The organism is Colwellia chukchiensis (assembly GCF_002104455.1).
In the GTDB taxonomy this organism is placed as follows: domain Bacteria; phylum Pseudomonadota; class Gammaproteobacteria; order Enterobacterales; family Alteromonadaceae; genus Cognaticolwellia; species Cognaticolwellia chukchiensis.
Map to the genome: position 1 here is coordinate 1 of NZ_NBOC01000027.1, position 15,852 is coordinate 15,852.

Here is a 15,852-nt window from a genome sequence, read left to right on the forward strand (position 1 = left end):
TTTGATCTCGTATATGATTTCCATGTGGTGATATCCAAGTCATTAAGTCTGTAGATACAATAAGGGTAATTCTCACCTTGTCAAACGTGTATAGTTAGAAAGTGGATATAAAGGTGTATGGGTGATTATTAGTTAACACAACGACCGGCTTATCTCTAATGCTAGGGTCAAAAACCTTTTCAGCACTAGCATAAAAACTTACAGCATCTACTAGCGCGTACAATTGGCCAACTCAGGAACTTTATTGTGGAAACGAAGAGACGCGGTCACAACTCCTTCAACCTGAAAAACATCTCCTTCTTTAATTTTTACCGGGCAATGCTCTTTAGATGCTGAAAGCAACCTGGCTTGATACTTATCTATAATCTTACAGACAAAATTTCCATTGTAGTTTGCAACTATTACGTTGCCGTTATTAGCAGTAAGGGAGCGATCTACAATCAGTAAATCACCATCAAAAATGCCTGCTTCTATCATGGAATCACCAGAAGCCTGCCCTATGAATGTTGCGTTTGGGTGTTGAATTAAAAGCTCATCTAGAGACAGGCCAAGCTCTTTATATTCAGCCGCAGGTGACTCAAATCCAGAAATTCCAGCATCGATGTAAATAGGTAAAACTTTCATAAAATAAATACTGTATATTTTTACAGTGTAGTATAGTTGTTTTTGGATTAATATCTATACTTTGTTTACGAATTTATGAATTGATTAGTGACGATGAGCCTAGCAAAACAACTACAAAAAATTGCTCAAAAAAGATACCCGGACATCGTCATTCACCCGGAACTTAAGATTGAAGATCGTTATATATTTATCTCCAATAGATTCCTAAAAGAGCTTCATGGTATTAAGCAAGCAGATGGTAAAAAGGCAGAGATTATCAATATTGAATATGACGAAAAAACAGGGATACCTACCTTTGTACTTATAGCCAATAGTATTGACTTAGACAGCTTCCTAGATAGATGGCACTTTGAATTTATGTGTCTATACATACAAGGGGTTTTCAAGTGAAAATGTACCCACCTTTGTATATACATTTATTAACCCTAGATATGTGTGAGCTTGACGCTATTATTTGGTGCAAAAATTGTTGTAAGTATTGTTATAATGATCTTAAGTTAGTATCAGTACCCTAAGGAAATTACATGTCAAAAGCAGCCAAGAGCAAAAGCTACTTTAACGGTAAAATACCTAGATTCACTCAAAAAGAATTAGATAAAATTGCAGACGCTAAACCTTCTGCATTGCTGTTAAAAGCGATGCGATACGTACGAGATAGCGAAAAGAGTCAGCGCTCTGCTTAATGTAAAATTTTGAAAGACCACCTTATAGCAAACCCTAATAGATATATTCTTTAAGCATTTATCTTATTAAGCTCTGCTCGCCTTTATATAGTGAACCTTAACTAAAAATAGGAAATCAAAATGTCTATTAAAAAACTATCAGAGCAAGCAATTATCTCTTTAGCAATAGCCAAATCTAGCGCAAACCAAAAAGTTAAATTTAAAGAGGTGATGCAATTTTTAGAAGCTGCCGATTTAAGAAAATATAAAAAAGAGAGAGGCGTGGCCAGAGCTATCGGCTGTCTATATAAAAAAGCAAAACGCCAGAGGAACGAACTTGTTGCTCAGAGCATCTTAAGGACATTTGTAAATAAGCATGGTGAAAGAGCATACAAATAAAATGTATATACAAAAGTATGTACACGACAGTTGTTTTTAGATAAAATCTAAAATAAAAATCATGAAAAAAAGTACATTATTGTTTCTAACCCTATCATTTCCTGCTCTTGCCAGTGAAAACAATACTAACTCTTATTTTTTTATTGATGTACTTGATGAGACTCACAACATTCCTTGTAAATAAACCCTAAAAGATATATATCTTAAGATATATTATAAGAAAGACCTTATTAAATGGCCTTATCGAATTGCAGCGATAGCGATACTTAGCCCAATCAAGCCTAAAAGAAACAGGACAGATTTAGGGAATCCTTTTTTTTCAGAGTGGGATGTTGAAGATGAATTTGAGGTTTCTATACGTCGCATTTCTTCAACCATCTCTGCCTCTTCTTTAAGCTCATTCTTATAGCGCTTAATGATTGTATCGAGTGTAACGCCCATTAACCTTGAGTAGCTTTCAGCAGCGGTAGTGTCTTTGATTAAATCGTAAACTTCATCTGGGTTTGTTGTGAGCTGATCAATCAACATAAATTGAGGTCGGCCAATCGTGTTACTACCATAATTATCCGTACGTCCATAACCCGTTATCATAAATGCTGCCACTAATTCGGGCAGGGGAGTTTTTGCTTCAGATTTTTCTGACTGGACCTGCCTAAGCATCGATTGGTAACTGCAATAAACTTTATCCCAATCTTTTTTCTCGGTTCCTTCGGCTATTCTAGTGTGTGAATCTCTCCATTTAGCATCACCTACTGAAACATCTACTTCATCAATATTCCATTCTTTAGCCAGGTCTTTTCGAGCGCTGAGCACACCTTTATTTTCTTTATACCAGCCTTCCCACCAACCATCAGATAAAGCCTTTAATTCTTCTAGTAAAAACAAATCACCTTCACGGTATAAACGAGACTCCCCTGAAACAGGATCTTTTCTAGGGTAAATAGGCTTTTTACATGATTTACATTTAGCTTTTCGCTTAGGAATTTTCTCTGGTTCAACTTCACAATAAGGGCATTTGGATGTAGTGCCACAGGCAGCTGCTAGAGCATTCAATTGTTGCTTTCTTTTCATTTTTATTCACACCAATATTTTCTGTTACTTATCGCTACGAAGAGAAATATCTCCGCTCCATCTGCTTACAAAATTCAAAGATTTATTAAGTCTAATAATTCTAATTGCGCCTTTTAAAGTTTTAACCTGGTCATCTAAACCGGTAGTTACTTTTTCCAATCTTTCTTTCTGTTTTTTATCAGAAAAGCACAATGATTTATCAGCAGCTGTTCGATTTTTTTGGGAAAAATGCTCTGCTAATACTTTCTTGGAACAACCTCTACCCAATAATGATTTACAAACATTGTTAGCAACAGCGGGGGTGATATCAACACCATCATTCTTGGCCAATACTAACTCATTAATAATTACAGTTCGCTGAGCTGTTTTACCAGCTGCACCAACCAAAGCACCACAACGACCAACTATTTGCTTAAAGGCAGAATACACATCAATGCAAACAGGGTTAAGTTCGTCTTCAGCTGTAAGTCTAAGCTTGCCATTATCGAAGGTTAATTTCATTATGCTTAGATGAGGCCTCAATAAAGCCTGTAAGCTATCAAACATTTCATCAAAGGCTTCATCAGCTTTGGATTCAAATATGTTTAGTATTTCCTTTTCCATCATTACTTAATAGATATATCTTTTAAGGTATACTAGAGGTTAGCTATAAATTTGTTATTTAGCTAATCTTTTTTTGAACTCTTCTTGCCTAAGTCGTAACAATCTTCTCATTTCTTCCACATTTGTATCGATGTGATCTTCACATCTACAAACAATCCATTTGGTGATTTTTGAGTCGCTTCTTTCTATAATTTCCGTGCGAACATCTATGGCTTTTTTATCGCAAGCACTACACATATCGTATGACATAACCATCCCCAAATAAGTAGATACCTTTGTACCTACACAAACCCACTATACACTAGCAATGACTTGATCATAAGTAACATTCTTTTCATTACATGCTTTTTTAATTTCTACTAGGGTAGACCTTGTGTTCATGCCTAACTTTACTGAATAGCTACGTAAATGCTCTCTCATTTTTAACCAATCATTTAGGGTAGCTCTACGAACTTCAAGATCACGAGCAAGCTGAGATTTGGTTGTTCCATCATTTAATGCTCGCACAATATGGTCCTCATGCTCATCTAGCTTGCTTTTAATTAAATAACCTTTTGGTCGGCCATTTGATAAGCCTTGAACAGTTCGACGATTACATGCAGCCTTAGCGCGTTCACTTCGACGCATTGCTTCTTGGCGGGCAACGTATGAAGCTCCAACTATCGTAAATAAAATTTCCGCATTCTCAACATTGTCTGCTGATATAAATTGGTCAGAGTAGGCTAGGTGAAGCTCTGCTTTATGAACCTCTGTTATTTCATTGATGATTGAGATAATTGAAAAAGGTTTATCACGTCCAAGGCGAGAGACCTCTGTACAAAATAAACGATCACCTTCATCAAGCTCATTAATGATTTTTGAAATCTTTCGATCTGATATTTTAGTTTTAGAGCCAGATATACTTTCTTCAATCCAGGTATCAATAATAAAGCCATGCTTCTCAGCATATTCTTTGATTGCATTAAGCTGGGTTTCAGTGTCCTGTCTATATTCATCCGAAATACGGATATAAGCGATATTTTTGGCCATAAATAAGAGGTGTACGTTTTAAAGTTGATTTTACATGTTAAATCGTACACCAAAAGAGGGGAATTAGCTATTAGAAAATGAACGGTCTAGTGTTCACTTTAAAGTGAGCACACATTAATATAAATCATAATACCTCTTCAATTGCCTTTTTAACTTCAATTGGTTCATCAATGCTTTTAAATATTAAAGCTCCCATTCCTCTGCCTGTTAGTTTTACATCAGCAAAACCAAATATTCGACCCAAAATTGATTGATCTATCTCTATTGTTTCAACAGCGTCAATTTTCATTTCTTCTGTTTTCCTAGAGATTATTCCTGTTTTCAATATAACTCTTTTATTAGTTACTCCTTGCTCAATACTTCTAAGTCTTAAATATTCATAAATAGCAAATGGAAGTGAAATACCAATACTAGGCAACACCAAGATAATTAAAATGACCAATGGAATTCGCGAAAACCAATGTAATTTAAATTCATCATGAATTACTTCATTTTGAGAAAGAGATTGCTCTATATACTTCATTCTAAAATCCTTGTTCTTATTATTGTTTTGCTTGCAATTTAACCACACAAAACACATAATTGTAAATACCTTTGTATATACAAAACGACCTTAAAAACCAGTCATATCAAAGCATATATAAAAACAAAAACAAAAGGAATTACTTATGAAGAAATTGATTACAGCATCATTAATATGCTTAATATCTGCTTGCTCAACTACAATCCCTGACAACAGCAGTAATATTGAAAAAAACATTTCTGTTGAGCATGATTCATTTAAAAATCAAACGTGGATAAAAACCCCTCTGTATCTAAGCAGGCAAGGATTTACAGATACTTTTCCTGTAAAGATTTCATATAGGGCACTATTGAAGAAAGGTGAGTTAAAATTTATTCAGCTTTATGTAACATCAACATCTCCTACCTGGGGTTTTTACCATTCAGCAAAAGGTGAAGATGGACATTCATTTTCTTTTAATAAAATTGATTCAATCGTAAATTCAGAGTTGTCTGTTTCAACAACAGAGCATTTTGGATTAACTATTCCATTATCTTACTTACAAAAAATGGGTCAGAAAGATTGGAAAATAAAAGTTTATGGAAAAAGAAATGAGGGGGTTTTTGTTGTTCCAAATTCATTGAGCCAGGCTTTTCTAAATAAATTAAAGTAAAGCCTTGTTAAAAAGCCACTCGATTGAGTGGCTTTTTATAATAATTTACGCAGCAATTTCCCAATGGTCTTCCACTTCCTGCATACGAATTTCAACAGCAGCTGCTTGTGCTTCGGCATCAGCAAGTAACTCTAGGAAATAACCTAAAGAACTGCTTCTATCTAAGCTTTCAGTGTAAAGCTGTCTCAAACAGAAATCTGTTGTACGGGGAATGCTTGTTTGGCCTTTCTCATAACGCGCAATTGTTTGTTCATTAACACCAAAGCGTTTAGCTAATGCGCTTTGAGATTGGTTTAACTCAATGCGCAAAAACTTAAACTCTTCATGGGTCATTGGACGCTTGCCGTCAACAATGGCCATAGCAATTGCTTTGTGTAATCCGTGAGCATCATCAATACTTGTGAACTCTTCACCGTCTTCTACTTCAACGGTAAAACCGTTTACTAAGTAAACATTTGATAAGCCGCTTTCTGTATAGTGATACATGGTTCTTCTCCTACTTGATCCAAACGGTAACTAATTTCGCCTTTGGATCATGATCATGATTCTTCAATGCAACTACGAGCTCTAGTAGCTCTCCAGCTGCGTATCCCTTTAAATTAAATTTCCAATCTCCATTGGCTTCAGGATAAGGGCCTTCCCGAAATACAGCATGTTTGCTTTTCAGCAGGGTGTATATTTGACCGGAGGTTACCCCTCTCTCCGCCATCATTTCTTTAACATGCTTTGTCCAACGTATCCTGTTGGTGTGGTTTTCTGCTAAATCGTTAATTATCTTCCTAGCACTGTTCTCCGTTAACGGGAACTCTACGATTCCTTGTGGATCATTTTTATTCATTACTCACCTATCAATCTGATACCTATCATTATGATAGGTAGAAAATAAAAGTCAAGAATAATTTACTGACTCGTTTTTAAATTAGAGTCATATAGTAGGGCAGGGATTATGTAATGTAGAAACCTAGATTATGCAGTACAGACCAAATCCAGACTAAATAAAAATTAAAAAGGTGTGCAATAAAAGTATTTACATTTGTATATACACACCCGTTGCATAAGTATTAAAAAGTGACGGTTATTTCTTTTTCTTCACCATTTCTAATTACTGACAAAATAGATTGAGGTCCAGGGGTGCTCTTTAATATTTTAGTGGCATGTTCAATGTTATGAACTGGATTTTCATCTACCTTAATTAGTAAATCACCAGGTAAAACATTTGCATAAAAAGCTGGGGTATCTTCTATAACGACCTCAACAATTACTCCAGTATTTCGTTGGAAAAAAGCTCTTTGTTCAGGATTTAAATTGTTAAACATAAGGCCGTATTTTAATTTTTGAGTAGACTTCACAAAATATACAGCGCTTTGGTCATAGCGTCTCTGATGAGTGGTAATAGGCACTGTTTTAGTTCCATAAGTTGTCGATGTGCCGCTATAGGTGCCTGTTGTATTACTGCTTCCTAAATAACCGCCTGTAGAGCTGTTATAAGTAGTATTGGCATTCCCATACCCTGAATGATAGGTTGTTTGTGTATCTGGTAAGGTTAGGGCTGTAGTTGATGTTTGAGTGTTTGTATATTCCGAACTGATAAGAATTATTTTAGCACCCACGGCCTTAGCTTGTTTAGCTGCGTTATCTGTATCTTCATATCCACCGTTAAATGATGAATAACCAACAGGAACATATCTCTTAGAGCGCAGTATATTTATATCCCTTTGGAAGTTATTGGTAGTATAAATTTTTGGCTCTTCACCTTCAGCTATCAACTCTACATATGGAGATGTCTTAGCATCAAAATATGGTGTATAAAAAGTTTGATATCCACTTTTTGCACAGCCTACCAACACAGCAGCTGCTGTAATTGCAGCCAATAGATTTTTAAATGTCATTTTCCCTAATCCCTTGCAGCCTAAAGATTTCCAATAATAATACAGCTCTTTACATTAAAGAGCTGTTTATTGTTTGTTAATCAACCAAAGTTTGATCTATTTTCGGTTAGTTTAATTTATTTGCAACAGATAAATTAAATACTTGCAGAGTAGGGCAGCGACTTTATGTAATCCTCCATTAACTGCCAATTGGGGTTACCGTTGGCATCAATGGGGAGTTTTAACATTGTATTGGCTATACGTTTTTGATTGAACTTTCTTCCATAGCCATATCTAAATTGCTCTTGCTTCAATATGGTTAAAATAAATTGAGCATTAAATTTATTTAACTCAAAGCCTATAGGCGTTAATTTTTCAACATGATCACTCGCCGAAAAATCTGACTCTTGGAAAAATGAGCTTCCAACAGTAGCACTATCAACAGTTATTACATTGCCTTTTTCAGTCGCAATATCATAATACCCATCAACTCCATTATTAGTGCCTTTAGTACTAATATAAGGAATAATTCCCTGTCCAATTTCTAGTAGCTTTTTCTTTGGGGTGGTTTTAGTTCCGGAGACCTCGAAAAGCTCACTTAAAAGAAACTCCTTCCACTCGCTGGTTGGTGGCAACTCTATAACATTATTTGATATTAAACTTCTCTTAATTTTATTTATATCAGTAGAGGGATCTTTTAGCTGATTCATAAATAAATTTATTTCTTCGAAAGAAATGTTTTCATTTATATCCACAGGGAGAGGTAGCTTTATATCCAATATTCTTTGTGTATTAAGAGTTCTACCATAGCTATACTTATATTTGGCTTGATTCAAAATCACACAAATAAAAATACCTATATTTAAATTTATTTCGAAATTTGGTTTAAGCGAAAATATATTTTCAGAAGCAAAATAATCTACTTCTTGATAAGAACAATGAGCTACAGAGCCTGTTCTATTTATAGTTATTTCACCACCTTTTCTATTAGGAGCTTGTCCTACAAAATGTGTAAGACCATTATTTCTTTCACTCGCTCCAATATAAGGAGTATTTCCTTCTATCATTTCTTTTTTTGTTAAGCTTTCCCCCTTCTTTAGCTCAAATAATTCACTGACAGAGAACTCCTTCCAGCAAGTGCTTGAATTTAAAAATTTCATCATGCGGCTTCTCCAAATTCATTTTCAAAATTTAGAACTTTAAAACCAGCATAATTCCTCAGGGCTTTAACAAAATTAGCCTCAATGAGATTGGAGTAATCAGTTTCCATATATGCTTCTGCACACCACTCATCCTCCGGTCCTACTTGAGCTGTTACACTGAAACCAGCTTTTATTTCTTTGTTTTCGAAAGCATCAAGCCAAGCTTCTTTGATAGTAGGCCATTTGTTATCTAAATCAACGCGACCTTTTTTAGTCAATTCAAAACCATCATCTTTAAAGTAACCAAAGAAAGTTTTGTGACGTTGACTCGCGTAATGTGAAACATGCGCAGTAAACACCATAATGCAGGTATGTGTACTTGCATAAGGCTCAAATACATCACCTGGCATTGTAAATACAGCATCTAAACGATGGTTATCTAACAGGGCTTCACGCTTGGCCACTTTTGCTTTCTTTGTATCGATAGCAACACTGATCGGCACGATACAAGCAAATTTACCTTCTGGTTGTAAGCAATCTAGTGTTTGTTTAATAAAATCTAACTCTTGGCGGTTAGCTGCTTTTTGTGAGTATGGAGGGTTTATTACTGCATGAGTCGGCTTGTGAGCTTTAACTGTTTCAGCTACCTCAAACATGTCTTTGTTATACAAATTCGATTTACCATCACCACGGAAAATCATGTTTGCACAGGCCATGGCATACATGTTCTGCTGCATCTCAACACCGATCAGCTGGTTCTGTTTAATCTCTTCAATTTTAGCTTCACGCTCAGCTGTATCATGAATTAAGTTAGCGTCCTCAAACATGCGCCACATTGCAGCAATTAAAAATGCTCCGGTGCCGGTACAGGTATCAAGCACAACGCTATTTTTATCAATACCAACAACTTCAACCATAAACTCAGTCATGTGCTTAGGTGTTAATACAATACCTAAGCCTTTTCCGTCACCACCAGTGTATGAAATGAATTCACCATAAAACTTACCGATAATGTCATGGTCCTGGTACTTCTCCATAAATGGTGAAACGTACTTATCAGCCTGTTCAATAATTGAGAAAAGGTGAGACTTATCATTTTCAGGGTTAAGCTTTTTCAAGGCTCCATGTGATTTAATGAAACCAAACGTAGTTTCTAAGTTACTTACTTTACTTCTAGGAATACCGTTTTGAACCAGCGTATTCACAACTGCTTCGATAAGCTTCTCACCAAGATCATACCCTGGTGAACTTTCATAAGACTCGACTGACATTTGAAAGACTTTGTCTTGTAAGGCGAGCATTATGGCAGAGACCAAAATAGGTTTTTCTTTTTCTTGCAGCTGCGCATGGTCACGCATGTAATTATGAAGATCTGCTGCAAATTTCATGACCTTTTCATATTCCATCTGCTCCTTTTCAGGATTGCGATGTAAGATATGATCGAACTCTTCAAATGGTAATAATTCTTTCACGGCTACTTTTGTAGAGTGATTAATTAAAGGTGAAAAAGTTGGAGATGTTTTCGGGTAGAAATAAGTTGATAACTTCAACTCTTCTTTAGTTTGGCCACTGACACCAATACAAATAACATCGTACTCTTTAGAAAGGTAACTGCCATATAAAAGGGCACCATCAACGGCATAATCAGCATATCGGTTCAGCTCTTTAGATTCGTGATGCTTTGTTTCAGCTTTTGCTTCAACAACAATTAATGTGTCCGGGAAATCTTTATGTTGAATAATTACTTCTGGGTAGCCTTGGCCAGTACCACCACGTTTGCTTGCGTTCTTAAGTAAATTATTAATTTTAGGATTTTTAGATGATTGCTCTTCAACGATGCACTTATCTTTATCTAAAAAATATCCCTTCTCTGTAAGCAGGTCACGAAACAACTGCTCAGTAATACGTTCATTAGCCATGATTCTTCCTTTTTATTATTATTTTTAAAATCACTTTTTGTGATTTCTAGGAAGAATTTTACCAGAGAGATGTTGCTTTCAATCTTACGTTAGAGGTTATTTTGTTGCGCTATTAAAGGATTTGAGCGATTTTTTGTATATACATAGGTAAATACAAGCAAGTGTTAATATAGGTAAAGAGGGGGAAGAAAGCCCTGTAGTAAAAAACACAGGGCTTTAGATTAAAATTTGTATTCGAACCCTTCAGATTCAAGCTCGGCTACACGCTTCATAGATTTCGATCTATCTTTATCACCGTACGTTCTAATTATTTGATCAACATCATCATTCAATTTTGATGCAGCGCCAATATAATCACCTGGGTTTTCTTCAAGGTGAGTTTCAGCAACAATGTGACGCATAGCGTGAATATTTATTCCATGCTGCTTAGCTTCAGGTAAAATATGTAAATAAGCCGTGTAAGTTAAATGACAAAAATTTTCACCAAATTTTGCAGCACTATGGATAAATTTTTCCCTTATCGCTAAAAGAACTTCATCATCTGTATCTTCTGCTCTAATTGATCTCCAAGGAAGAAGTATATCCATAGTCTCAGGGTCACAATCACCATAAGGAACAAGATCCATTTCAATATAATCTTTACGTATTGAAAGTAATTTTTTGATTAATGGTGTTATACGCTCAGGTAATTGTACATCAATATCAGTAGCATTCTCACTATCAGCATTCTTAATATATCTTACTGAATGAGCATCATCATCTACCAAAGATGAACCATGACAAGGTATAAATAATTGATAGCGATTTTGCTGACGCAAAAATGTCATCGAAGCATATGACGAATCTTGTACTTTAGCATTAGGATAGTATTTCAACATTGTCCAATTATCTGACCTTGGGATGTTAATAAAGCTGACCTCCTGTACAAATGCTACTTTAGCGTAATTAAAAGCCTTTCTGATAAATGTAGAAGCAGACTTTAAATATTTCTCTCTTGCAACTGGCCCTGGAGCTTTATTAGCTGCCTTTAATTTGAAATGCGCATCTCTTTGATACATTTCTGCTTTTTGCATCAGCCAACAGCTAGCTTCAAACATCACTCTTCTGCGCTCTGAATAAGGTTGAATCTGTAGCAAGAAATCTATATTTTGCTTGCCTTTTTTACCACCTTTTCCAGATTCACCAATTCCCTTCTTAATTTCCTTCGCCCAATCAATATAACTACTTTTAAAAAGATCTAGGTCATCAAAAAACTCTTCTTGAGTTCTATTTTCACCAACATCAGCACACAAACGTAAATAACCTTGATCTTGGATTCCTCTGTGAACCCAATTTAACAATCTATCAACCCAAGAAGCACCTGTCTGTTTGGTACTGGCCCATTCTACTATTTCAGAAAATACAGTTGGATCAGATAATTGCTCAGAACCAATATCTTCAAAATTCATACCTAGCTCTGTCACACAATAGTGCTGAAAGCCTAATAATTGACTTTTAAATCCATCTTGTGACCCACATTTTCCTTTACTATTAACAGTCCAATTAACTGTCTTTCTATTAATTTCTTTAACTTTTGCAAGTATCTTAAAGTGGCGTGACTTAGCTAATTTTTCAGAAATATTTTTGATCTCTGGTTGTGTGCCATGAAGTTTGTAAGCACTGTATTCATCGAATACTTTCTGAAGCTTATCATTTAAATTCTTATGAATAAGCTTAACCTTATTAACATTATGCTGAGCTTTTTCTTTGTCAGTTCTACCTCTATCTGCGTGATCAATTTTTCTTCCTATCTTTGAAAGTAATGAATTTTTAGGAAGTAATAAATAACGCTCAATAAAATGAATGCGCTCATCTGGTACTCTTTCCGAAGGAATAGATTCTCCAGTAATGTAATCTCGTAAAACTTTACTTGCTGAACCTAGTGTTGTTGGTTTCTTTAAATCAACATTTTCCCAAGCTTCAGGGTAAGTCTCTTTTGAAGTGATAATTATATCTTTTGCTACATGACGATATGTGATGTAACCCTTGGCAGTTATTTTTGATTGGGTCTTAGGAGTTACTTCTTCAGTCCATAAGTTATCATGCTTTCTTAATACAGCTGCTTGCAGTAATTGACTGAAAGTCATACCTGAATCATCAATATCAAAAATTTGTTGGTAATACTCACTTAAACGACGAACTCGTGTCAGTGGTGAACGAGTATCAGACTTACCTTTAGATATTAGAATTTCTTTAAGTTTTGAAACTGTATTTTCTAAATCTTCACCAAGCGCTAATTGAAGATCTTTAGGATTAACAATGTTGTTATCTAACAGATTATTTAATGCTGTTTTGTAATGACGAAATCGAGTTTGCTCTCCGCCTTCATTATCTTTAATCCCTTCATCAATCCTTTCTTGCAACAACGTAATACTCATAAAAACCTACCAAAAAAATTTACTACCGCCAATCTTACAGTGGAGTATAGTTCAAATTACTCTTTTATGCAATGACGAACCCCACATCACTAAAAGAAATATTAGCATTTATTAATAAACACCTTTTCACATAAGGCGTTGTAAACATCTCAACCCCTTTAAAAAAGCGCTGCACAGAGCAACATAAAAAATTGACAAAACAAAAAGATTTGACATATTACAACAATGAGAGGTACAGAAACAGTAAAAATTTACAACACGCTTTATAAGTCATTGTTTTTATTATATAAAAACACACTTTCGAGATCTTGACATTGGAGAAACGGAGGTAGTGTTAACAAAGGGTGTTGTAAAAACACCCTTTTTTATTAGTAGTATAGTATATTTGTTGTAAATTTATTAGCAGTTGTTAATATTCCACAAAACCCGCGTTTTTACTGACTTAAACACATACTGATTAATAACGATTTTTTGAGATTTACAACAATTTACAACAATCTTTTCTATGTATTTACAACACAAAAATAAGCATATATAAAAAGTTTAAAAAAATACAGGTGTTGTAAATTTTATTTGACCATTCTATAAAACCAGAAAAAGTAAGTGTTGTAAATTTTGTTTGTATTTTGGCCAAATCCATTCTGGATTTTGAGGTTATCCAGGTGTTCCTTCCCTACGCTTTGTTTGTTGAAAGCGCCTATCCCGATCCGCACCCTCAGAGGCCGCTATTTGACCTTTTCAGAAAGGGTGAGGTCAGTATTCAAAAAAACTTTTTTTTGCCGAACCTGGGCTTCTCAGGAGCTAGTTTTTTCAAAGAATTTAAATTTTAGTGTGGCATAGATAGATTGGATGTCAGTTCGTCCAGTTCTTCTATTCTTGGAGTTGAACTTTAAGATCATAGATAACTTTAGGATCAGAGTTATTCGAGATTAAGGCTAATAATTTCTCTCTCAAAAGAGATAAGATCTTTATTTGAATATTTAAGTTTAATGTTTTTCATTTTAGAGAACCCTTCTATTAATTCTATGGGTAGCCTCTAAATGCAGTGAACTAATCAAGAGCTATGGAAAATGGGAATTTTCGCTACGCTCACCGTATGCATTGCATGTGGACAAAACAAGTTTTGACACACAAGCACTACACACTAATCCACCATTAACCACAGCCAATAATAATTAAGCTTTTTCTTATTTTTATATTTAAGAGAATTAACCATGTTTTTAATAATATGATCCATATACCGGACAAAGATCATTGGGGGGAATATATAGAACAGGACCTAATGACCTTATTATCAATTACCTCACTCCAATACCGACGGACAGTACGTTCACTGCGGCCACAAATGGCAGCCACGGCAGCTTGAGTACAATCACTTCCAGCAGTTGTGAGTTCCTTAACAGCGTTTAGAATTCGATTTAATGTAGAGTTAGCCTTGTTGTTTGCAGTTTTTAAAGCAGCGTCGCGTTGTGCTTCCTTTATCTGCTCAATGGTGAGCTTCACTTTATCGTTTTCATATAAGTAGCTCGTGTCCATGCCCAGCTGTCGAGTTAAGTATTCAGCTAAACGGAACTTGCTAAACTTATATAAGGTGTTTCTAGCGGTTTTTAAGTAAGACAGTAATGTATCTTCATCGAGGCCAATAAGGCGTCTGTTTATATCCTTAATACGCTCTAAAGCCTGATCAACATCTTGCATATGCCTTAGCGCTACGAACAAGATAAAGGCTGTTGAATCACGTTGACCTTCTTTAACCTTGTTTTGATTTATATGCTTTAACACATTAAAGTAAGTTTTTGCCCACCACTGGCCAATAGTGTGTTTACCATTATTCACCCGTGGTTTGTTTCTTTCTTTTGTTTCTTTAGTTTCTGTGGGTTTTGCTATTCCTAGCTCTTTTACCGGCTTAACAACTTTAAGTTGGCTCTCTACTTTTACGTTTAATGCATTAGCCAACGATTCAAAGGTATATTTCTTTCCACCAATGAAAGTTTCCACAGTTCTACGTGTAGTTCCATGAATAGTGCCAGGCATTCTTAATACACGAGCAGGGTCTTTACTTGCACCCACATCAACGTGCCACAGATTTCCGCCTTTTAAACTTTTAACAAGCTTGCTCGCAATATCTCGCCATGCACTTACTTTTGATTTAAGAGCAGAGGTTGCATCATATATCCAATAAACATGAATGCCACCACTGCCAGACAAAACATAAGATGTTGGCTGGGGAACTCCAGCTGAGGCTAGTTGTTCAAATACTTCATCAACAACTGTGTTTTGTTCTTCAATAGATAAAGTGCGTTTCTTGGTTGAACCTGGAGCGTTTGTTACATCGATTTCCAACCAGTTAGCATGTAGAGCAGCCAATTGTTTTACATTGCGCCAATCAAAAAATTCATTAGGCGACATATAACAGTCCATTGAACAGTAGCGTCCAATAGAAGCCTCTAGGTAAAAATCTGATAGTCGAGCGGTAGCCTTACCTGATTGTCTTTGCCCAATTGCACGCCAAGGTTGTTTATCTTTAGCGATGCGATGGGACCAAACATATCGGCAATACTGCTCCTCTCCAACACCCATTAATCGGTTGAAGTCGAGGCTGTTTCCTTGAAGGAATGATGTTTGATTGGCTGTTATGGCCAATGATCCAGGCACAAAAATCCTTAATTTATCTTTTTTAGATATAAAAGGGGCTTGACCGGAGCAGGCAGGATAGCTAATATTTACGTGTCTAATGTTTATTATTGCTATCTTGTCTGATTCAGTTTTAAACTTTTAAGTCTGAGAACCGAAGTTGGTAGCTTCGGTTTTTTGCTTTCTAAAGCTTCGCTTTTCTTCTTATATCTATTCTCTTTTATTATTCGCCACATTCAATTTGTGACTTAGTTAGTGGATCATTATTCAATAAAGGATCAAAGATCAAGCACTATTTATCAAATACTA

Annotated in this window: 18 protein-coding genes; 4 read left to right on the plus strand and 14 right to left on the minus strand. The window is 35.5% G+C overall.

Going from position 1 to position 15,852, the window contains the following annotated elements; translation table 11 throughout:
• Positions 1 to 94 precede the first annotated feature (94 nt).
• The gene (locus B6K83_RS18670) at positions 95 to 223 is read right to left on the minus strand and encodes a Y-family DNA polymerase (protein ID WP_254777895.1); all 129 of its coding nucleotides are present in this window, start codon (positions 221 to 223) and stop codon (positions 95 to 97) included.
• Positions 211 to 624: a translesion error-prone DNA polymerase V autoproteolytic subunit gene (umuD, locus tag B6K83_RS17465; protein WP_085286148.1), complete on the minus strand. Its 414-nt coding sequence runs from the start codon at positions 622 to 624 to the stop codon at positions 211 to 213. Before umuD ends, B6K83_RS18670 begins: the two co-directional genes overlap by 13 nt.
• A 93-nt stretch (positions 625 to 717) precedes the next feature.
• Here umuD and B6K83_RS17470 point away from each other — a divergent pair, with 93 nt between their 5' ends.
• The 3 genes from B6K83_RS17470 (at position 718) to B6K83_RS17475 (ending at position 1,685) form a co-directional block, all read left to right on the plus strand.
• Entirely contained in the window at positions 718 to 1,014 is a 297-nt protein-coding gene (locus B6K83_RS17470) for a hypothetical protein (protein ID WP_085286149.1), read from the plus strand.
• 134 nt (positions 1,015 to 1,148) lie between these two features.
• Positions 1,149 to 1,307: a hypothetical protein gene (locus B6K83_RS18375; RefSeq protein WP_158088379.1), complete on the plus strand. Its 159-nt coding sequence runs from the start codon at positions 1,149 to 1,151 to the stop codon at positions 1,305 to 1,307.
• Positions 1,308 to 1,427: 120 nt separating this feature from the next.
• Positions 1,428 to 1,685, plus strand: coding sequence for a hypothetical protein (locus B6K83_RS17475; RefSeq protein ID WP_085286150.1), 258 nt, complete (start codon positions 1,428 to 1,430; stop codon positions 1,683 to 1,685).
• Between the two features lie 240 nt (positions 1,686 to 1,925).
• On the opposite strand, the gene B6K83_RS17480 is transcribed toward B6K83_RS17475, so the two are convergent.
• The 5 genes from B6K83_RS17480 to B6K83_RS17500 form a co-directional block, all read right to left on the minus strand.
• Positions 1,926 to 2,756 (minus strand): hypothetical protein, encoded by an 831-nt coding sequence (locus tag B6K83_RS17480; RefSeq protein WP_085286151.1) that lies wholly within the window; start codon positions 2,754 to 2,756, stop codon positions 1,926 to 1,928.
• 24 nt (positions 2,757 to 2,780) lie between these two features.
• Positions 2,781 to 3,362, minus strand: a complete 582-nt coding sequence (locus tag B6K83_RS17485; protein ID WP_139175643.1) for a hypothetical protein — start codon at positions 3,360 to 3,362, stop codon at positions 2,781 to 2,783.
• Positions 3,363 to 3,413: 51 nt separating this feature from the next.
• Positions 3,414 to 3,608 carry a hypothetical protein gene (locus B6K83_RS17490; RefSeq protein WP_092251494.1) on the minus strand — a complete coding sequence of 65 codons (195 nt, stop codon included), beginning with the start codon at positions 3,606 to 3,608 and terminating at the stop codon, positions 3,414 to 3,416.
• A 45-nt stretch (positions 3,609 to 3,653) separates the two neighbouring features.
• Positions 3,654 to 4,388, minus strand: coding sequence for a recombinase family protein (locus B6K83_RS17495; RefSeq protein WP_085286154.1), 735 nt, complete (start codon positions 4,386 to 4,388; stop codon positions 3,654 to 3,656).
• A gap of 124 nt (positions 4,389 to 4,512) precedes the next feature.
• On the minus strand, positions 4,513 to 4,911 hold the full coding sequence (locus B6K83_RS17500) for a PH domain-containing protein (protein WP_158088380.1): 399 nt from the start codon (positions 4,909 to 4,911) through the stop codon (positions 4,513 to 4,515).
• A gap of 145 nt (positions 4,912 to 5,056) precedes the next feature.
• Here B6K83_RS17500 and B6K83_RS17505 point away from each other — a divergent pair, with 145 nt between their 5' ends.
• A complete protein-coding gene (locus B6K83_RS17505) occupies positions 5,057 to 5,563 on the plus strand; it encodes a hypothetical protein (protein WP_085286156.1) in 507 nt (168 codons plus the stop codon).
• A gap of 45 nt (positions 5,564 to 5,608) precedes the next feature.
• Here the strand turns inward: B6K83_RS17505 and B6K83_RS17510 are convergent, their stop codons facing one another.
• The 7 genes from B6K83_RS17510 to B6K83_RS17540 form a co-directional block, all read right to left on the minus strand.
• Positions 5,609 to 6,049, minus strand: a complete 441-nt coding sequence (locus B6K83_RS17510; protein ID WP_085286157.1) for a helix-turn-helix domain-containing protein — start codon at positions 6,047 to 6,049, stop codon at positions 5,609 to 5,611.
• Between the two features lie 10 nt (positions 6,050 to 6,059).
• Entirely contained in the window at positions 6,060 to 6,401 is a 342-nt protein-coding gene (locus B6K83_RS17515) for a DUF4258 domain-containing protein (protein ID WP_085286158.1), read from the minus strand.
• A 223-nt stretch (positions 6,402 to 6,624) separates the two neighbouring features.
• Positions 6,625 to 7,452: a PDZ domain-containing protein gene (locus tag B6K83_RS17520; RefSeq protein ID WP_085286159.1), complete on the minus strand. Its 828-nt coding sequence runs from the start codon at positions 7,450 to 7,452 to the stop codon at positions 6,625 to 6,627.
• Positions 7,453 to 7,586: 134 nt separating this feature from the next.
• Positions 7,587 to 8,594 (minus strand): restriction endonuclease subunit S, encoded by a 1,008-nt coding sequence (locus B6K83_RS17525; protein WP_085286160.1) that lies wholly within the window; start codon positions 8,592 to 8,594, stop codon positions 7,587 to 7,589.
• Positions 8,591 to 10,492: an HsdM family class I SAM-dependent methyltransferase gene (locus B6K83_RS17530; RefSeq protein ID WP_085286161.1), complete on the minus strand. Its 1,902-nt coding sequence runs from the start codon at positions 10,490 to 10,492 to the stop codon at positions 8,591 to 8,593. The genes B6K83_RS17525 and B6K83_RS17530 overlap by 4 nt, the downstream gene beginning before the upstream one ends.
• A gap of 221 nt (positions 10,493 to 10,713) precedes the next feature.
• Positions 10,714 to 12,909, minus strand: coding sequence for a hypothetical protein (locus B6K83_RS17535; protein WP_085286162.1), 2,196 nt, complete (start codon positions 12,907 to 12,909; stop codon positions 10,714 to 10,716).
• Positions 12,910 to 14,160: 1,251 nt separating this feature from the next.
• Positions 14,161 to 15,564 carry a hypothetical protein gene (locus tag B6K83_RS17540; RefSeq protein ID WP_139175640.1) on the minus strand — a complete coding sequence of 468 codons (1,404 nt, stop codon included), beginning with the start codon at positions 15,562 to 15,564 and terminating at the stop codon, positions 14,161 to 14,163.
• Between the last annotated feature and the right edge of the window lie 288 nt (positions 15,565 to 15,852).